Genomic DNA, 20114 nt, shown 5'->3' on the forward strand with positions numbered 1-20114 from the left:
ATTATCATGCCTGAAAGGGGTGATAATATTATCACCTCCCACACTCTCTATATTTAATGATAGCGTATCCTAACTGAGAGATAATGACATGGATGACAAAATTGTTCTAACCGGGTTGATTGGTTTGGTTGCGGCTGTTTTGGTTGGTACTGGAGAATTCTTACTTCACTTTACCAATCAGGGCTATGATTCAAAAATTCCTTATCATTTTATGCTGGATATTTCTCGCAATCGCTTAACGGTCGGCCATTTTATTGCTGTATTAGCGGCGCCGTTGTATTTGGTTGGATTTTGGCATCTTTATAAAATGTTGGAGCCTGCGGGCGGTAGTTTGCCTTTAATTACGACGATGGTTATTGGCTATGGCTTTATAATGGGCATAATCTGGATAGGTTCACGGGCAATGATTGGCTCTATCATTCAATCTAAAATCGGCCCCTCCGATTTAGCTGCCCTTATTCAATCCTATCAACTCTATGATGAATCGTTACTGCAAATTATTCGTTTTACCACATTACTGGGTTCAGCCGGCTTTATTTACCTGGTATTTAATGGCAACACCGCTTATCCGAGCTGGATGTGGGTTTTTAATCCCATCTTCTTATTGGTATCGGTCTTTTTAATTTATTTGATTATACCTGCGGTTGGAAAGTACATCATGCCTATTGCAATGAATGTGACCTATACCATTTTTTTCGCACTTTCAACCTACTTTGCGTTTAGACTCAGATAACGAAACCGAATGGATTCTGAACCAGATGATTCAGAATCCATTACCTATATCAGACAAAAGGATGTGAAAACTATTACATGGGAGACTCAGCCATCTCAAACTTAATCGTGCTGTTTATTGCAGGTGCTGAAATAATTTTTTCCTTGCCATTCATGTAATGTACCGTTAACGACTCAACCTGTTGTTCTTTACCCAAACCAAAGAAAATTTGGTTTCCCTGATAAGCGCATAAGCCTTGGGTAGGCACAAAAAACCGTGTTAATGTTTTGCCGTTTGTTAGTTTTAATTTTAAAACTGCCCCAAGTGCTTCCGGTGCATTAGGCATAATAACCTTGAGATAATTATTATCTCCCCCCTGGTTAATAAATGCTTTTAAGGGACCAGCTAAATTGGTATAAACCAGATCAGCATAGCCGTTTCCACTGAAATCAGTGCTTAATGGTGAAATGGCATAGTAAGGATCTTCAGCGTTTGCCTGTTTTTCAATCGATGCATAGGTGTTATTGGGTAATTCCTTTAAAACGCGTCCGGGTAAGCGGAAAATCCAGTGTAGAGGAAACTGGACATAATTTTGGGCAATTACCAAATCCTGTTTGCCGTCGTTGGCAAAATCCTGAAAGAGAACGCCCCAGCCAAATTCATAATCGGCCGTTTTAGTTTGTTTGGCCACGTCTTCAAATTGAAAATTGCCGCGATTCGCCAGAAAAATATTGTCCCTTAATAAGTACTGATTTTTGTCCAAATCGCCGCGTACAATGAAATTGGGAGGTGTTGAGCCGATATTCCACCAATAAAACGGACCTATGTTACTAAAGAATAAATCGGGAAGCCCATTGTTCTCATAATCGCCCACCGCAATACCCATGGGATAGGAATAGACAGCCGAAGTGGGGTTGGGCATATTCTTAAATGTTAAATTACCCATATTTTTATAAGTCCTGACTTGGCCGGTGTCGTGCGCAACCACGAGGTCAAGTTCATTATCCCCATCTAAATCTACAAATACGCCCTGAAAAGTATTATGGATATAATCAAGTCCGGCTGCATCAGTTATATCGGTAAAAGTATTGTCGCCATTGTTTTTTAAAAGCAGGCTTTTAGCGCCGTAGTTTTTCTTATTAAAGATAGTTTGACCTTCTACATAAGCCGGTTTCAGGTACATTGCAATGTAAAGGTCAACCGTTCCTTTTTTCTGTAAGTCTGCATGCGCAATAGAGATAGGAGCGAATCGTTCATCAATCGGGATATCAAGCTTCTTAACAGTAAAGACGCCTTGATTATTTTCATAAAAATAAATACCGCTGTCTCTGGCTACAAAGAGGTCGGGTAATTGATTCCCCGTTGCATCTACGGCTACGACAGCGTAGGTGGTGTCATTGGCTGGTTTGGTTAATCCAGCTTCGTTCGATACATCTATAAACTGGTTATTTCGATAAACAAACAATTTATCGGGCTGATTATAGCCGCCACCTACAAACAAATATTGTTCTCCCTTGCCAAGTAGATCGAAAATAGCTGCTCCCATAAATGGAAGGGAGTGATTCTTATCATATTGGTGAGTAAAACCAACATCAACTTCCTTAAAGTGGGGAATTGATTCGGTATAGGTTTGCTCCGGGTAGGGGTTCGTAGGCCAAGTAATTTTACGGAAGGTAATGGCGAGGACAAGAACGATTAGGAGAGTGAAAATAATTTTCAAGATCATTTTTAAAGATCCTTCTACTTAGATCTGATTATCTAAATCTTAGTATTTAATTGAAAGAAATCAAATAAATAATCTGTGGCAATCTGGAGAATTACTTTCGAGGAAGGCTTGAATTTTCCGCCCGGATTTAAGCCTCGTCTCCCTGGTTTGTTTGATTAGGGATTAGGTACTTTCATAATGAGGTTCTCGTAATACGCTCTATCAGAATTCTTATGATTGCCACTCATTAGCCCCTTCCAAACTACTATCAAAACGACTCCCCAGAAAACCATATTTAAAATCCCGGCTTCCCCCGCCATATAAATGTAATAAGGGTTTTTTACATTGAATTGATAGGAACAGATTTGCCACGTGGCATTAGAGGCCGAGTGGAATAGGACGCATGGCCATAGGCTTTGGCTTTTCAAGCGGATCCAGCCTATTGCAAAGGACATTAGTACTATTGTGGCGGTAAACAGTAAGGTGTTTATCAATAAATTACCTTCCTCGTAATAGGTGCCGGCAAAGATGAAGATAAAATGCCAAACAGCCCAGGTGATTCCCGTAAGAAATATGCCTTGTCGTAAGCCAAATAAGTTGATGAGCTTTGGTTGTAAAAATCCTCTCCACCCTATCTCTTCAGTCATTGCCCAAAGCAGCGGCCACATGAACATAAATAAAAAGGTGCGATAAATGACAGTATACGCGGGTAGTTTTAAGTCCAATGAGAAATACCCTAGAAGGGTTGCTAGTAGATAACTGGTTATAATCGCGGCAGCGGGTAAACAAATAGCGAGGAAGTACCATTGCACTTTACCCAGCTTAAAAAGACCTAACTCCATAAATCCCGCCATTTTCTGTCTGGACAAGAGAATCAGGCCTACCACTACGACGGCAGGGGCGGCTTGTGAAAGCGCATTCGCTAAAATTGAGTTTGAAATGGTTAATAAAAAAGTTAATGCGAAGGTCGTTATTGTGAAAGCGCTTATAATTTTTAGTTTATTCATGAATTCTCCGGAATCACATTCGATTAATTCAAGCTAAGAGAGCAAGGATTAACGCTCTGTAGTGACTCCTGAAAACATCAGGGAATCACCGCAGAGTAAAATAAGATTGTTGAGCATTTTTGGGGTTTTTAAATGCACTTTATAAGTGCTGATAGAAGGCGGCAATCAACTACCAGCTGACTACAATGAAACTGAGCTCATACTAGACGATTTCGCGTCTATTTTTCAATGGCTTGTTCGCAAGAAAACTTTTATTTCCTCTGAGCTATCCCCATGCTTGCAGTCTGGTAGTAAGATTGAGCCCAGGAAGATAACAACACCGAGCGTAATAACTGGACCCATGTTCCAACAATCACAATTTTGTATTGAGTGTATAGAAGAATCCATCTTTTATCGCCACTCAATAACTCATATTTTACCTACTGGCATTATATAAAGAGGGGTTTCTTCTTTAGGAAGTGCGAGGATTGCTCTAAAAGCTGGCTCATCCAAAGCCCCAATGCTAACGGTTCCAAGCCCTAGAGAAGTGGCTTGTAAGCACACGTTTTGTGCCGCATGTCCAATTTCCATATGTACATATTGTTTGCCGCGATTGCCATATTTCTTTGTAGTTCTGGCATACATAGCAGTCATTACTAGATTAACTGGTGCAAATTTTATTGAATTTTGCTGCAGGGCTGCTGCTGTTAACGCGGTTCGCTTATCGCCTTTGACCATGAGTTGTAGCGCATTTTCTGCTGGTAAATAATGATATACACCCGTCGGTAAATCACGAACGTTGCCACTAACCAGGTAAATTTCCAAGGGGTACAATGCACCTGCTGAAGGTGCTGTACGAAATCCCTCTGGCGAAGTGATGCCCTGTGCCGCCCAGAGTAATTGTGATACTTGCTGCAAAGTAATGGCATCCTCTTTATATTGTCTTATCGACCGGCGCTGTTTTAGTGCTTTTTCAAGGGAGGTTGTACTGTCATAAAGTGGAGCGGGCAATTTAATTTTGGTCTCAACTCGCACTCGTGATGAAGGGCTTGGTTTATTAATCCCTTGTATAACCAGACTTAAAATGATCACTCCCACAATGACAAGGAATAGTATCCAACGCTTTTTCGTTGAACTATTAGTCCAGTGCATATCTATTTCCCTTAGATTATGTTGTCAGCAAAATCTGAAATATTATTGACTTGACTTATTTGACAGACGACTGAGTAATTATTACAGCACTAACCCCATGTAAAACACACCATAGTGTTCACAAACTAACATGGTTTTCTTGCGCTAACCATTCTTTGATTGCCCTCTGAGAATCGTTAATCACCTGAATTAATTGATGATATAATTGTTCTAGCTTGTCACTGTGGCCAGCTTTATGATAACGCTCTAAATACTGACACGCATATTTAAGTCGAGTGGTTCCACAATAAACTGCGCCGCTTTTAAGCTTATGGGCCAAGTCTTCAACCTTATCCCAGTTTTGCTCATTATAGGCGCTTTGAATTTTTAGTGAATCTCCAGGAAGTTCCTGATTTAACATCAATGAAAGCAACTCTCGAAGTACATCTTCATTACCGAGATTGGTTATACCTGTTTCCAGATCAAATAGTGGATAATGATCTAGAAGAAAGAGCTCGTTTTCTGTTTCAGGCAAATCGACGCCTAACGTTTTAGTTTTTTGTATATTGCATGATTTAATAAATTGAGTGATTACCGTTTGTAATGTTGCCAGTTGAATTGGTTTACTTATGACCATATTCATGCCTGCCTGTAAGGATTCTGGCTTTGCAGCTGTGAGGCCATGTGCGGTTAAGCCGACAATAGGAATAGACGGTAGATTATTGTCAGTTTCCCACTTGCGGATGGCTCGAGCTAACTCGTTACCTGACATGCCAGGTAAGCCAATATCCGTAAGAATTAAATCAAAATGTTGAGAAGTAGCTAGTTCAAAGGCTTTTTCACCATCCGTTGCTGAAACAAAGCGACAACCCGTTTGTTGCGTAATGGTTTCTACAATTTTCAAAGCAATTAAATTGTCTTCTACCAATAAGAGGTATGGCGAGTCGCTATCAGCTGGCAGTTCTAAAATAGAATTTGAGGATTGAATGTTGATAGGTTCTTTTGAAGAAGGGATATTGGTCGGTTGAATAGGCTCAGAAATAACGGCATCTTCTTTTTTTCCGATAGCCATCGATAAGGTGAAATAAAAGGTAGTTCCCTTTCCTTCCTCGCTTTCTAATTCAATTTTGCCGCCTAGAAGGGAAACGTACTTTTCAACAAAGTGTAATCCCACGCCATGACCATGGTATTCTCCTTTATAAGAAGGGGAGATGCGATAAAATCGTTCAAAAACCTTGGATTGTAATTCTTTAGGAATACCAGTGCCTGTATCCGTGATTTTAAAATCAAGCTCTACGCGTTCATTACTCTTTGAACCTTGGGAAATGTCTATTAGAACGCTCCCATTTTCTGTAAATTTTATTGCGTTACCTACTAGGTTAAGTAGAATCCGGTGTAATTTAAACCGATCGGAGACAAGAAACTGAGGGATTTGTTGATCAATTTTCACCTCTAAATTTAAGTTTTTCTGGTATATCATAGGTTGTTCCAGCCGAACAATACCTTCAATACTTTGGCGAAGATCAAACGTTTCCTCATGGATATCTTCTTCACTTACTTGTTCAGCAGAAACGACATCTAAAACACCATTCAGTAATTTTAATAATTGCTCACCGCTTTCATTAACCCACCGTGCATACTGTTTTTCTTGAGAATTCCCGGCACCGTCTTCCAGGAACTTGGACATCCCGATAATACCACTTAAGGGTGTACGGATATCATGACTCATGTTTGCTATAAATTCTGTCTTTGCCTGGTTAGCTGTTTCGGCTAATTGACGTGCTTCTTTTAAAGCCGTGATATCGACCGAAATTCCTGCAACCCCCACTACTTTACCTGTATTATCTCGCAGTGGGACGCGACTTGTTAAAAGGTTTAACACGCTATTGTTAATATGAGGAATAGGAGGATCTTCAATACCAAAAATTGGCTGACCCGTAGTCATAACGTGTAGATCATCATTTTTTAATTTTTCAGCAAGACCTTTAGGCCAATTGCATAGCTCTGAAAGCTCCTCATAGGATTTTCCTTTGAACTGCTCACGGGTCATGTTTAGCATAGATAATACATTTTGGTTGCAGCCTAGCATCAAGCAATCTTTATCCATCCAGTAAACATTGCAGGGCATATTCTCAATAAGGGTTTCCAAGCGAAATATTTCGTTATGCTGTTTTTTAATCTCGTAGTTTGTTGTTTGCAAAATCAGGAAATTGGTATCATTAATTTTGATGCGCTCAATAAGCCATGCCAGGCTGATTTCCTCTCCTGCATTGGCGGGAATGGTGTGAATTAAATTCGCGCCAAAAAAACGCTGCCAGTCCTGCTTGGAAAAACAATTTTTGGTCGATTGAAGACAGAATTCATTAAACGATTTACCAAGCGCTTCAGCTGCTGGGCAATCAAATAATTTTTCAGCTATGGGATTATAAATCACAATCCTCGATTCATTGTCTAAAAGAATAATGGCTTCCTGACTATGCGTCACGAGAAATTGCGCAAGTTGATTATGAATAATAAAGTCGGTGTGATCGATTTTCACGCTAGTATGTTATCCTTATGCCATTTTGGTAAGTAATAAGTACTCGGAGTTTTCCTGGTTAATCAATTTATTTTATTTCTTTTGAATTATATACCATTGAGGATCCTAATATGGAGATAACCACCTGCCTTATTGGAGAGGATAGTTTAGTTATTCAGTGTGGTGATCAACTTTTATCTCGCAATCATCGCATACACTTAGTTATTTCGCCACTAAACAGTGTTCAAGAGTGGGCTGAAGAACATGGAATTTCTTGGATTGCCAGTATTGATAAGCTTGCAAATATCGAGCCTTTCCAGGTTGATTACTTGTTCAGTATTGTGAATAGTCGCATTTTATCAAAATCAATTCGAAATTTGGCCCGATGTTATGCCATTAACTATCATGATTCACTTTTACCTAAATTTGCAGGTCTGAATTCTACCTCCTGGGCACTTGTTCACAATGAAAAAGAGCATGGCGTCACCTGGCATATTATGAATGACAAGATTGATGAGGGGGAGATTGTTTATCAACAATCCTTGCCAATCTATCCTAATGATACGGTGCTTACATTAAATTTGCGTTGTTATGAAAATGCGATTTCATCATTTACACAGATGATTAAACTTATCGAAGCAGGTTTGCTTGCACCCAGAAAACAAGTGCTTGATAAGCGCAGTTATTTTGCTGCAAATCATCATTTACCTTGTTTTGGATTTATTGATTGGCGGCTTTTTTCCGCCAAAACGATTGAGCGCATAACCCGAGCTTTATCCATTCAAAAATATAGTAATCATGTTGGCACCTTAAAATTATTGGCAGACAGGGACTATGCTATTGTTTCCCAGGTTGAGTTGGGATGTGCTCCCAACACCGCTGAGAATAAATTAGGTACAATCCTGGATATTGATGAAAACGGCCTCGTCGTTAGTACAGTAGGTCAACCCATTAAATTTGTTGAATTACTCTCCTTGGCGGGTGAGCCAATTTCAATTAAAGATTGGGTAAATAGTCATGGCCTGCAAGTTGGGCAAGTCTTACCTTACTACCGGGTAAAAGATATAGAGGCGCAAAGGAAATACCACAGTTCTGCATTAGCTAACGAGCGATATTGGATTAGTAAAATAAAAGCGATATCTGAGCATAATACTTTTAATCTACAGCGGCTCAAACAATCGATGGAATTTGAACGTTTGGAAACATCCATTTGCTTAAATGACATTTTCCCCAGCAAGCAATTTGATAACAAGGTAGAACTGCTATTAACAGCCATATTAGTCTATTTGTATCGCTTAAATAACCAGGAGCAGCTATCAGTTTCGATTGTTCAGCCTGAGTATAATCATCTTCAAGAGCAATTCGGCCCTTTATTTTCAGGGTTTTTACCGTTGCTTTTCCATAAAGAAAATGATTTTTCATTTCAAGAGGCACTTGAGTCGGTAACCAAATCATTGGTCGAACTCGATAAGCGTTCTGTATTTCTGAGTGATATTGCTGCAAGACACCCTGAGTTGAAAGGAAGTCAAATGGAATCAGGGATTGTTATTAATCTTTCAGGGGCTAATAAGGATTATCCCTGCCAAACGGAAACTGTGCTTTATTTTAATTTGGATCCGGATAGAGGTAAAATTGAGATTCTGCATCGTATGGAGTTGAACAGAGATGATTCTTTACTGAAAGAACTCATGTCGCATTGTACCCAGCATCTCGTTAATATCCTTATCCAGTTAATTAATTACCCTTTTGTAAGTGCAAGAAAGTTTTGTTTTTTGACACAAGCCGAACGTTACAACTTATTGCAGGTATGGGGAAAAGGAAAGACGAGATATCTGCCTGAAAAATCACTGGCAATGCTTTTTGAAACCCAAGTGGCAAGCAATCCTGATAAGGTAGCTGTTTATTTCAATCATTTGTCAGTAACTTATTTGGAGTTGAATGAACTCGCTGAGCGGGTTGCTAATCGAATACGGCAGCAACAAATTCCTCCACAACATTTTATCGGATTGTACCTTCAGCGAAGTATAGAGATGCTTGCTGTGATACTAGGTATTTTAAAGGCAAATTGTGCCTATGTCCCTCTGGATACCAAATATCCTTTACTGAAAATAGAACAAATTGTTGAAGATGCTAATCTTTCTTGCCTTTTTATCCAGCAAAAATCAGTGGAACAATTTAACGATTTTTTCAAGCAAAAAGAAAAAAAGGTTGAGCTGTTAACCATCGAGGCCATTTTATCGACCCCGCAAAAAGCCTGCGAACAGGTACCAAACGGTTTAACCATAACCAACAAGATTGCTTATATTATGTTTACTTCGGGTACAACAGGAAGGCCAAAGGGAGTTGTTGTCACCCATAGAAACATTATTAATTATTGCAAGTGGTTCACGGAGACAACCCATTTTGATGAAAAATGTACTATTGATTTCTCCTCATCCATTGCCTTTGATCTCTCTGTACCTTGTACCCTCGCGCCTTTATTAGTGGGGGGGGCCATTGCTATAGCCACTGATGTTCAAAAAACAAACCCACAACTTTATCTGACCCATCTTAAAAAGCACCAGGTCACCCATGCGGAGTTAACCCCTGGTTATCTTGAAATGTTGCTGAATTATCCAGAAGAAGTGATTGATTTGGTTCATTTGCGTTATTTGTTACTTGGGGCTGATGTCGTTTTAAGTACTGATGTGAAACGATGGTTATCGCTATGCCCTCACCATCAGGTCATCAATGAGTATGGTCCTACGGAAACTACGGTGTCAGTAACTTCTTATTTTGTGAATAAGGATGAATTGGATAAAGGAACCTCTGTCCCGATTGGCCAACCGGCTTTTAATTCGACTGGTTATGTTCTCGATCAATACAAAAATCTCTGTCCTTTTGGTGTAAAAGGAGAGCTGTATATTGGCGGAGCTCAAGTGACCAAAGGTTATCTGAATCGGCCTGACCTGACACAAGAGAAATTTATCCATGTGGATTTCACAAAGCCTGATGAAGTGCTTTATCGTACGGGCGATATGGTGTGTTGGTTGCCAGGTGGAAGTTTGCAATTTTTTGGAAGAAACGATCACCAAGTCAAAATTCAGGGGTACCGTATCGAATTACCGGCTATTGAATCCATTTTGGTTAAATTTCCTGGCATTCATCAAGCAGTGGTTGTCGTGATGCGAGGAAAATCAAAAGAAGCCTATTTGCGAGCCTATTTGGTGACGGATAAAAAGCCAAAAACCAGCAACGAATTAAGGGAGTATTTGGCTGGCTATCTGCCTGGCTATATGATACCGCGCGAATTTTGTGTCATAAAATCAATTCCTTTAAAAGAGAATGAAAAAATAGATTTTACTTCATTAGAACGACAAGGATTTCAGCTTTTACGATTTAATGAACAAGATACAATTGATGCATTAACTCCCCACGAAAAGGAAATCAAAGGAATTTGGGAGCAAATTTTTCATAGGAAGGTTCATTCTACCCAGGAGGATTTTTTTGCCATGGGGGGCGATTCATTAACGGCTTTGCAACTCATATCCACTTTAAAAACGCATTACAATTTAAATTTTCCCCTGCAATTAGTGTTTGAGTATCCAACTATTTCAAGCCTAGCGACCAAAATTGAAGAGTTTTTAGCGAGTAAACGTTCAGAGAAGCATTTTTCTATCAAAGCAAATCCTTTAATTAAACTGGCAACCGGTAAAGATGAGTCACCTTTGTTTTTAGTGCACCCGGTGGGTGGCTCAGTATTTTGGTATAAGCAATTAGCTTCTTATTTGCATGGTAAATACACTGTTTATGGCATTCAGGATCCTAATCTGGATGGAATGCTTCTTCGCTTTAACGCTTTGGAGGATATGGCCAGCTTTTATTTGCAGGAAATAAAAAAAGTGTATTCAGGTGATCAATACTGCCTCGGAGGAGCCTCATTCGGCGCTACAGTTGCGTTTGAAATGGCAAAACAACTCGTCCATGAAAAAAAATCCATTCGATTTCTAGGGTTGTTCGATGGATGGGCTCATTATCCTCATGACTTAATGCAGGAGGATTCATCCACATTCCTAAGCCGGACAGAAGCTAATCAAGCCACTATCAATAACAAGACGAAAGAGTCTTTATATGAATTGGAACAATATCGAAAGACGTTATTACTCAATTATAAACTCTCTTCCTTGAGGGCGGATGTGACCTTATTTAAGGCAAGTGAATTATGGCCTTCATTTAAACTCATTGATGATTTTAATAATGGTTGGCGTCCTTATGTTGAAGGTGAAATTAGGCAGTATGCAATATCCGGGAATCATGAAACCATGTTTTTTGAGCCCTATGTCCAGAGATTAGTAGAATGTCTTTCCATGAAAATATAACAGGTTACCTAACAAATGGGGATTAACTAAATCTCAGGGGAGAGGCCTCTCTTTTTTTTCAAGCCACTTGAAAATAAACGTCGATGGTGTGTTGCCTTAAAGCGGGTCATGGCAAATTCTTGGATAGGTATAACCGCCAAAATTAATTCAGGGGTTCCATGATTCTCAGGATGAACGCATCAGCGGTTTTCCAGCTGTTTTTTATAGTCGCGCCACTGTGGCATAAATCGGGTCATCAACGCATGGAAACGCTTATTGTGGCTGGCTTCCAATATATGAACCATTTCATGAACTAAAACATATTCCAGGCAAGCCAGGGGTTTTTTGATCAGATTAAGATTCAGCCATATTCGTTGGGCACGGACGTTACAGGAGCCCCAGCGGGTTTTCATTAATTTGATTCCCCAGCTGTTCACTTTTACCCCGATGATTGGTTCCCATTTTTGTAGGAGTTGGGGTAAAACTGCTTTCATTTGCTCTCTGTACCAGCTTTGCAACAGGACTTGTCTAGTGGTTGCCGTCGAGTCAGCTTTGGTAAAACAGTGGATGAAGCTGTCATCCATAACGATTTTTGCCTGTTTACTATTCTCGTGAATAACGAATTCCAATGATTTACCTAAGAAATAATGAGGTTCGCCTGTTTCAAAACGAGGGCAGGGTTGGGGGGGATTTTGAGTTAAACGGGCTCGCTGGGCATGAATCCAGGCGCTTTTGGCCTCCAACTGGCGGTGAATCAGAGCCATAGAAAATCTTAAAGGTACGCTGACCCTAACTTCTCCATGAGGGGGATAGATGCGAAGATGCATGTTTTTTATTGGTTTTCTTATGATGTTTATAACAATCCCATCAATTTCAAGTTGATTGTGCGGCATAGAAGCAAGTAATAAAAAACAAGGAGGTGTAGTTATAAATTGGTGAGGGTAGATAGTCAATTGATTACTTGGATTATAGTCTTTAGCTTGAGAATTCGAAGCAATGAATCAGGGCTTACAAAAGACTTCGAGGTCGAGACAAAATTTGCTTTTAATTCGCTCATTTAGGTAGGCTAAACTCGCTCATTAAAAGCAAATTTTAACGAAGAGATTGGAGTTTTCGTAAGTCTTGTGAATCTATCAGAAGCGTTCATCAGGGACACAAGGGCTATCGACATATTCACCATTTATTTTCAATACCATATTCACGCTGGCGCGATGGTAGCGAACTAGTTGTTCGTATTGGGCGGGGGTAAGATAGCCGTAACTGTTACCACAATAAACCAGTGAATGAGCGGCGCGCGAAGATTTAACTTGTATGGGGATATCACAATCCCAACGAAAGCGTGTCAAATCACAGTTAGCAAAGGCTGTGCTCAATGGTAGTATAAACAGAAGCGAAGCTAGATTGATTGTTTTCATAGACTAACACTCCGTTGATCTATTCTAATATTAGCGGATATTACGCAGAACGCTGTGAATGAAGCATGCTTGAACTATGCCAAGTTAGTAAACGATTCCTTCATGGCGTAGTAGATCGGTTTTGTAATGCTGAGCGGTAGTTTGCCCCATATAGCCGCCGCAGCTGGTTTTGCCAACTACACGATGGCAAGGAATAAACAAGGCTAAAGGATTACTTTTACAAGCCTGGCCAATAGCGCGGGGACTTGATTGCAATGTCTTTGCCAATTCACCATAGGTAAAGGTGCGGCCTACGGGAATAACCAGTAAAGCATTCCAAACTCGCTGCTGATAGAGAGTACCTTGTGGTTTTAGTGCCAATTGAAAACGATGGTGAGGATTTTGGAAATAATGATCGATTTCTATCGAAATGGTGTTGGTCAGTTGATTAACCAGCTGGCTGGAAGTGGGCGATTCAGTAAAATTCGCACGGTGGATATAATGCTCATCGTACTCGACTTCAAGCCAGCCTACTGGTGTATTGAATGCGGTGACGATGAGCATTTTGGTCAGCAATTAACTTTCTTTTTTGCCAGTCAATTTTTCTTTGATACGTGCTGCACGGCCAGCTAAATCACGCAGATAATAGAGCTTGGCACGACGAACATCACCACGACGCTTAACAGTAATGCTGTCTACAACAGGACTGTAAGTTTGGAATACGCGCTCAACACCAACACTGTGAGAAATTTTTCGAACAGTGAACGCAGAGTTTAAACCGCGGTTGCGTTTGGCAATAACGATACCTTCGAAGGCCTGTAAACGCTCGCGTGTACCTTCTTTTACTTTTACTTGTACTAAGACGGTATCACCTGGACTGAAATCAGGAATATTTTTGCCTTGCATTTGTTCGGCATTTAGTTGGTCAATAATGTTCGTCATGGTCACTCCTCAAATTGGTATTCCTTTTAATCAGGAACCACCGTGTTCGCGTTTAAACTCGACAAGCAATTGCTTGTCCGTATCACTTAACTGTATTTTCTCTAATAAATCCGGACGTTTCAGCCAGGTTTTACCCAGCATTTGTTTTCTACGCCAGCGCTCAATATCTCGATGATGGCCACCTAATAAAACGGGCGGAACATCTAAACCGTTAATAGTAGCTGGTCTAGTGTAATGTGGGCAATCCAGCAAACCATTCATAAATGAATCTTGTTCTGCAGAGCCTAAATGGCCAAGACTGCCAGGCAGAAGGCGTATAATCGCATCGATAAACACCATGGCTGCCAATTCACCGCCACTTAAAACAAAGTCTCCCAGCGACCATTCCTCATCAATATCATGCGTAATGATCCGCTCATCAATTCCTTCATAGCGTCCTGCTATAAAAAGCAGGGGCTGTTTGCATGCTGCCACTTGATTCAAATCAAACTGGCGAACTACTTTCCCTTGTGGACTCAAATAGATGGTCTTACAAGAGGTCGGTAACTGGGTCTTTGCATGCTTGATTGCTGCATGCAAGGGCTCATACATCATGACCATACCCGGACCACCGCCATAGGGTTTATCATCCACCTGGCGATAGGGCCTTGTCGCCCACTCACGGGGATTCCAACAATCCACCTTCGCTAAACCTTGCTCAAGAGCCCGTCCGACTACACCGTGGTGCAAGCCATCAAACATCTCAGGCATCAGGGTTATCACGCCTAAATGCAGCATTATCTAAAAATCCGCATCCCAGTCAACTCTTATAAGATTTTGGCTAGGATTGATGTCCATAATAAACTGATCTGGTAAGTAGGGAATCAAATATCGCTTTGTTCCTTCTACAACCAAAACATCATTGGCTCCAGTCGGCATGATCTCTTTTACCTTGCCAAAGGAGATTCCTTGCAGATTAACAACCTCCATCCCAACAAGTTCATGCCAGTAATACTCGCCTGGCTTAAGTGAGGGAAGTTGAGTGCGACTAATCGCAATATCACTATTAGTCAGGTTAGCTACTTGCTCTCGTTCGCTATAACCTTCGATCTGGGCAAGAATCAACTTATCGTTGACTTCTATGTGCAATACGTTAAGTGGTTGCCATTGTTTGCCAATACAGGCATGCCAATCTGTATAACGCAGTATATTATCGCGAGGCTCGGTGAATGAGTGAACAATAACGAGCCCTTTAATTCCATGCGCACGACCAAAACGACCAACAACAACCCAGTCAGTAACCTTATCCACGTTATTCAGCAGCAGCGCTCTTCTTGCTATATTCTTTGATCAAGGCACGAACGCGATCAGATAACTGAGCGCCAATATTTTGCCAATGAGTTAATTTATCCATTTCAATCTGCAGGCGAACTTCTTGACCACGCGCAACAGGATTAAAATAACCAATTCGCTCAATATAGTTACCATCACGACGTCTGCGACTGTCAGTGACAACCATATTGTAAAAAGGACGCTTCTTTGCGCCAGCTCTTGATAAACGTATAACGACCATTGTTTTCCTCTACTTAGAGTGGTTACGTAAAAATGCCGTGTATTGTACGAAAATTAATTCGGCATGGGAAGTGATTATAGGAATTATTTCATATCATCGGGAAACAGTCCTTTTAAACCAGTCATGCCGCCCATGCCGCGCATTATTTGTTTCATGCCGCCTGGCTTGGTGAATTTCTTCATCATTTTTTGCATTTGTTCAAATTGTTTCAAAAGACGGTTAACATCCTGAATTTGAGTACCTGAACCAGCTGCGATGCGTTTTTTTCGTGAGCCGACAATAATTTTAGGAATACGGCGCTCTTTGGGGGTCATGGAATTTATAATGGCGACAGTCTGTGCCATGGCCTTGTCATTGACTTGACTTATTGCTTGTTGGGGCAATTGACTCATGCCTGGCAATTTACTCATCATGCTGGCAATACCACCCATATTGTTCATTTGGAGTAGCTGCTGTTTAAAATCCTCCAAGTCAAACCCTTTGCCTTTTTTAAGTTTTTTGGCCAGCTTTTCGCTGGCTTGCTTATCTGCTTTGCGTTCGACTTCCTCAATCAGGGTAAGAATATCTCCCATCCCTAGAATACGTGAGGCTATTCGATCTGGATGAAAAGGTTCTAGCGGATCAATCTTTTCACCGCTACCCAAAAATTTAATGGGTTGGCCGGTAATGTGTTTAACTGAAAGTGCTGCTCCTCCGCGGGCATCACCATCTGTTTTGGTAAGAATTACACCGGTCAACGGCAAGGCTTCATGGAAGGCTTTGGCTGTATTCGCAGCATCCTGGCCAGTCATGCTATCTACAACGAATAACGTTTCTACCGGATTGACTGCTTTATGGAGTGCTTTGATCTCAGCCATCATCTCGGCATCAACATGTAAACGGCCTGCTGTATCAAAAATGACTACATCCATATATTGTTTTTTGGCGCTGTCTAAAGCTCTTTGGGCAATATCCAAAGGCTGTTGATGTGCTTCTGATGGAAAGAACGTCACATCAAGTTGAGCAGCTAAAACTTTAAGTTGTTCAATGGCAGCGGGTCGGTATACATCCAAACTCACTAACATGACTTTTTTATTTTCTGTTTCTTTTAGGTAGCGGGCTAATTTTGCAGTACTGGTTGTTTTACCAGAGCCTTGCAAGCCTGCCATCAGGAATACTGCAGGAGGTTGGGTTTTAAAATTGAGCTCAGCGCGAGTATCGCCTAAAATATGCACCAATTCATCATGAACAATTTTAACCAGCGCTTGATCGGGTTTTAAGCTCCCCACGACTTCCTGACCAAGTGCCTTTTGTTTTACCTGCTCAATAAACTCTTTAATGACAGGTAAGGCCACGTCTGCTTCAAGCAACGACATACGCACTTCGCGCAGAGCATGTTGCATGTTTTCTGGAGTAAAGCGACTTTGACCGCTAATCGTTTTAAAGGCTTGCGTTAAGCGTTCGGTTAAGTTCTCAAACATGGTAATTACCTAATGCAAAAATTCTAACTATAGCACAGTGGCCAGGTTGCCAAAACTTTTATTGGCCAGGAAAGACAGGATTGATTAATAAATTAGTCTCTTACTAATTTTTTTCCGTGCTTTTTAAGGTAATTGGCCATAGATCTTGTCTTTTTGATATGATGAACTAATTTTCTTTGCAATTACTTGGGGATATGTAGTGCATTTTTCTTTTTCTTTACCCACTCTTCTAATTGCGTTATTGCTGCTGGTTTTATTATCAGCTTTTTTTTCTGGTGCGGAAATTGGCATGATGTCTTTAAACCGTTACCGTTTGCGCCATTTAGTCAAAAAAAATGATAAACAGGCTATACGTGTTAACCAAATGCTGGCTCGCCCTGACAAACTACTTAGTGTCGTGTTAATTGGTAATACCTTGGCGAATATAATCGCCTCTACGCTAGCAACGCTTGTTGGCCAGCGTTTATATGGTGATGCTGGTGTAGCAATAGCGACTCTGATACTAACATTGGTCATTCTCGTGTTTTCTGAAATGACGCCCAAGACCTTGGCCGCTTTGCATCCACAACAGGTTGCTTTTACTTCCTCTTTTCCGTTGCAAATTTTGCAATTTATTCTTGCTCCTTTGATTCAAACAATCACATGGATAAGCAATGCTATCTTGCGTTTATTTGGTGTCACCCTCGATAAAGTGCAAAAAGAAGCTTTATCAGGAGAGGAATTACGTTCAGTAGTCCATGAGGCGGGGGGGCTCTTACCTGTTGAGCATAAAAGTATGTTAATCAGTTTGCTTGATTTGGAGCAAGCAACTGTTGAAGACATCATGATTCCGAAAGCGGATATTATTGGTCTTGATTTGGAGCAATCCTGGCATGACTTACTTGAGCAGTTAGAAACGGCACAGCATACCCGGCTCCCTCTTTATCGCGATACGATCGATAATCTAGTCGGTATGGTCCATGTACGTAGTGTACTGAATTTGGCTTTAGAAGAACGTCTTGATATGGATAATTTATTAAAAATTGCGGATGCACCTTATTTTATTCCAGAAGCAACCCCTCTTAATGTGCAGATTTTAAATTTCCAGAAAATGAAAAAACGCAGTTGTTTTGTGGTGGATGAATATGGCGAACTGTTGGGGTTGGTGACGATGGAGGATATTCTGGAGGAAGTTGTTGGTGAGTTTACAACTGATATTGCAGCCTTGAGCAAGGATATTACCCAGCAAGAGGATGGTTCTGTGATTGTTGATGCCAGCATTACTTTACGTCATTTAAAGCGCTTACTGAACTGGCAGTTACCTTCCTTGGGGCCACGCACATTGAGTGGTTTAATCATTGAGCATTTGGGCTATATCCCTCCACCGGATTGTTGTCTACAAATCGAGAGTTTTCAAATTGAAATACTCATGGTCAGCGATAACATGATTAAAACAGTGCGTATGCTTAAGGTGAATAAGAAGAGGAAATAATAGGGCAGTTTATATTTCTACTATCTTGGCGCTTATGGTGCGATTTTCTTCGCTTCGCTGCTCACATACCGGCGTGTATGCTCTACTGCGATGCTCGAATATCACATCATAAGTACTCAAACTGGCCAAATATAAACAGCCCTGGTGTTAGTTATTTTATTTCTTCGTTTTCTTTGATAGCTAATACCCGTGCTGTAAATAAATAACCGCCATTTCTAATGGTTTTAATCAGGGCGGGTTTTTTGGCGTTAGGTTCAATTTTTTGCCTTAAGCGGCTAATTTGGACATCAATGCGCCGATCAAAAGGGGTCAAATCGCTATTTTTTGTGAGTTGTAGTAAAAATTCACGACCTAAAACACGTTGTGGTTGCCGTACAAAAGCCAGCAACAACTCATATTCACCTACACTAAGTGGTAACTCTTGATTTTTATTATCAAAGAGTTGTCGTGAAGCGGGATAAAGTCGCCAGTTGGCAAAAAGGAAAACATTTTTTTCAGCCTCTGTTTCTTGCGTAGAGCGTTGTACCCGCCTACTAATGGCTGAAATACGAGCATGGAGTTCACGAGGATGAATGGGTTTAATCAAAAAATCATCGGCACCAGCCTCGAGCATGCGTACACAGATATTTTCGTTCGCTTGTTCGCTAATAATAATTAAAGGCACCTGAAAACGATGATACAAATCATCGATCTGAGCGGGATCTTCTTGAATAAGAGCCCAATTGATTAGCAATGCCTCAGGTTGCCTAATATTCCCACTAAGTAGCGAGAGATCAGTGTGTTGTTCAACTTGATAATCAAATTTAGCAAAATATTCTAAAAGACGCCCATCTGGTGGAGCATTGTCAATGATGAGCAGATATTTGCCATGCATGAATCACTCTCCGTCATGAATGCAAATCAATTCTATACTTGGCAGGATTATATACTGTTTATTATCAAATTTGTGATTTTTTAGTTGATTGCCTTTATTTTAATTGCAAGAATTTTTTTTCCTGGCTCTAACTATCGCACCTTCTGCTGTTTTCAACAGTCATTGCTAGTAATCGCTGTTTCTAATTTGTAGAATAGAGCGCGTTTGTATACAGCGAATACTCATTATCAAATTTATAGCTTGAGGGGAAAAAAGCATGAATAAAATTATTGGCTTGGGTGGTTTAATAGTCTCTTTATTGCTGAGCAGCTGCTCTAAGGATATCGCGCCTGGTGATTACGATGTCAGTGAGGTTGGACGGTTAAAAAAAGTTGCCTCTGGCACAATTATTTCAAAACGCGCTGTTAAGTTTCATAGCAGAGATACTGCGAATAAAAAAACGGAGAAAGCACCGGGTAGTGAATACATCGATGGCGGCCGTGGCTATGTTTACGTTATTAAATTAAATAGCGGCTCAATTGTTTCTGTCGCTCAGGCAGAAGATTTGAACCTAAAAGTAAAACAACATGTTCTGGTTGTTTATGGTAAGAATACACGCGTACTACCAGATAACGGCACTGATAATTAATTTCAGGCACTACAATTTGCCGAGAGGTATTTTAATGTACCTCTCGCTTACCAATTCTGGAATTATTTAAAGATAATTTTTTGTATTCGGGTGGCCGGGGTAATTTTACCGACTATATGAATAAATAACTTTGCCAACGTGGTTGGGTAATCATTAAACGCTTCGCGGTAATTCACGCTAATTCTCCAGCAAGGACATAGGCTCTACAAGAGCAAGGCTGGTTCCTGGCCAGACATGGGTGATGCACAATAGGCTGTATAGCCTAATAATACAATTTGCCGGGAAGACCAGTTATCCATATGGATTTGAGAAACAGCGTCAAAGTAAAAATCATCCGTTGCAGCCATCCTATTAAGACGTTTGGGAATTTTTCCGCCGATGGTGCTCAGGAATAGGCACAATTT

18 protein-coding genes are annotated in these 20114 nt (G+C 40.6%); 4 read left to right on the forward strand and 14 right to left on the reverse strand.

The window, feature by feature from the left end; all coding sequences use genetic code 11:
- Positions 1 to 88: 88 nt before the first annotated feature.
- Positions 89 to 733 carry a DUF6796 family protein gene (locus Lfee_RS03455; protein WP_058443900.1) on the forward strand — a complete coding sequence of 215 codons (645 nt, stop codon included), beginning with the start codon at positions 89 to 91 and terminating at the stop codon, positions 731 to 733.
- Between the two features lie 73 nt (positions 734 to 806).
- Here Lfee_RS03455 and Lfee_RS03460 read toward each other — a convergent pair whose 3' ends face one another.
- From Lfee_RS03460 to Lfee_RS03475, 4 genes are all read right to left on the reverse strand, one after another.
- On the reverse strand, positions 807 to 2438 hold the full coding sequence (locus Lfee_RS03460) for a CRTAC1 family protein (protein WP_058443901.1): 1632 nt from the start codon (positions 2436 to 2438) through the stop codon (positions 807 to 809).
- Between the two features lie 155 nt (positions 2439 to 2593).
- The gene (locus Lfee_RS03465) at positions 2594 to 3424 is read right to left on the reverse strand and encodes a CPBP family intramembrane glutamic endopeptidase (RefSeq protein ID WP_058443902.1); all 831 of its coding nucleotides are present in this window, start codon (positions 3422 to 3424) and stop codon (positions 2594 to 2596) included.
- 408 nt (positions 3425 to 3832) lie between these two features.
- On the reverse strand, positions 3833 to 4555 hold the full coding sequence (locus Lfee_RS03470; RefSeq protein WP_058443903.1) for a SagB/ThcOx family dehydrogenase: 723 nt from the start codon (positions 4553 to 4555) through the stop codon (positions 3833 to 3835).
- Positions 4556 to 4673: 118 nt separating this feature from the next.
- Positions 4674 to 7073, reverse strand: a complete 2400-nt coding sequence (locus Lfee_RS03475) for a PAS domain-containing hybrid sensor histidine kinase/response regulator (RefSeq protein ID WP_058443905.1) — start codon at positions 7071 to 7073, stop codon at positions 4674 to 4676.
- A 110-nt stretch (positions 7074 to 7183) separates the two neighbouring features.
- Between Lfee_RS03475 and Lfee_RS03480 the strand changes: the two genes are divergently transcribed.
- Positions 7184 to 11410 carry an amino acid adenylation domain-containing protein gene (locus tag Lfee_RS03480; protein ID WP_058443907.1) on the forward strand — a complete coding sequence of 1409 codons (4227 nt, stop codon included), beginning with the start codon at positions 7184 to 7186 and terminating at the stop codon, positions 11408 to 11410.
- Between the two features lie 179 nt (positions 11411 to 11589).
- Here the strand turns inward: Lfee_RS03480 and Lfee_RS03485 are convergent, their stop codons facing one another.
- From Lfee_RS03485 to ffh, 8 genes are all read right to left on the reverse strand, one after another.
- Positions 11590 to 12282: a M48 family metallopeptidase gene (locus Lfee_RS03485; protein ID WP_058443909.1), complete on the reverse strand. Its 693-nt coding sequence runs from the start codon at positions 12280 to 12282 to the stop codon at positions 11590 to 11592.
- Positions 12283 to 12522: 240 nt separating this feature from the next.
- Positions 12523 to 12804, reverse strand: a complete 282-nt coding sequence (locus Lfee_RS03490) for a hypothetical protein (RefSeq protein ID WP_058443911.1) — start codon at positions 12802 to 12804, stop codon at positions 12523 to 12525.
- Positions 12805 to 12888: 84 nt separating this feature from the next.
- The gene (locus Lfee_RS03495; RefSeq protein ID WP_058443943.1) at positions 12889 to 13347 is read right to left on the reverse strand and encodes a methylated-DNA--[protein]-cysteine S-methyltransferase; all 459 of its coding nucleotides are present in this window, start codon (positions 13345 to 13347) and stop codon (positions 12889 to 12891) included.
- 12 nt (positions 13348 to 13359) lie between these two features.
- The gene (rplS, locus tag Lfee_RS03500; protein WP_058443913.1) at positions 13360 to 13725 is read right to left on the reverse strand and encodes a 50S ribosomal protein L19; all 366 of its coding nucleotides are present in this window, start codon (positions 13723 to 13725) and stop codon (positions 13360 to 13362) included.
- Positions 13726 to 13755: 30 nt separating this feature from the next.
- Complete coding sequence (gene trmD / locus Lfee_RS03505) at positions 13756 to 14505, reverse strand: tRNA (guanosine(37)-N1)-methyltransferase TrmD (protein WP_058443916.1); 750 nt, start codon at positions 14503 to 14505, stop codon at positions 13756 to 13758.
- A complete protein-coding gene (gene rimM, locus Lfee_RS03510; protein WP_058443918.1) occupies positions 14506 to 15015 on the reverse strand; it encodes a ribosome maturation factor RimM in 510 nt (169 codons plus the stop codon). It abuts the gene before it with no gap.
- A gap of 1 nt (position 15016) precedes the next feature.
- Entirely contained in the window at positions 15017 to 15277 is a 261-nt protein-coding gene (gene rpsP / locus Lfee_RS03515) for a 30S ribosomal protein S16 (protein ID WP_058443920.1), read from the reverse strand.
- 83 nt (positions 15278 to 15360) lie between these two features.
- Positions 15361 to 16737 (reverse strand): signal recognition particle protein, encoded by a 1377-nt coding sequence (gene ffh, locus Lfee_RS03520; RefSeq protein ID WP_058443922.1) that lies wholly within the window; start codon positions 16735 to 16737, stop codon positions 15361 to 15363.
- Between the two features lie 199 nt (positions 16738 to 16936).
- Between ffh and Lfee_RS03525 the strand changes: the two genes are divergently transcribed.
- Positions 16937 to 18208, forward strand: a complete 1272-nt coding sequence (locus Lfee_RS03525) for an HlyC/CorC family transporter (protein WP_058443923.1) — start codon at positions 16937 to 16939, stop codon at positions 18206 to 18208.
- A gap of 151 nt (positions 18209 to 18359) precedes the next feature.
- Here Lfee_RS03525 and Lfee_RS03530 read toward each other — a convergent pair whose 3' ends face one another.
- Positions 18360 to 19082 (reverse strand): response regulator transcription factor, encoded by a 723-nt coding sequence (locus Lfee_RS03530; RefSeq protein WP_058443925.1) that lies wholly within the window; start codon positions 19080 to 19082, stop codon positions 18360 to 18362.
- A 256-nt stretch (positions 19083 to 19338) separates the two neighbouring features.
- Here Lfee_RS03530 and Lfee_RS03535 point away from each other — a divergent pair, with 256 nt between their 5' ends.
- A complete protein-coding gene (locus Lfee_RS03535; RefSeq protein ID WP_058443927.1) occupies positions 19339 to 19710 on the forward strand; it encodes a hypothetical protein in 372 nt (123 codons plus the stop codon).
- Positions 19711 to 19913: 203 nt separating this feature from the next.
- On the opposite strand, the gene Lfee_RS16905 is transcribed toward Lfee_RS03535, so the two are convergent.
- A complete protein-coding gene (locus Lfee_RS16905) occupies positions 19914 to 20057 on the reverse strand; it encodes a hypothetical protein (RefSeq protein WP_156413358.1) in 144 nt (47 codons plus the stop codon).
- Positions 20058 to 20114 lie beyond the last annotated feature (57 nt).

Origin of the sequence: Legionella feeleii (assembly GCF_001467625.1) — a bacterium.
GTDB classification, from domain to species: Bacteria; Pseudomonadota; Gammaproteobacteria; order Legionellales; family Legionellaceae; genus Tatlockia; species Tatlockia feeleii.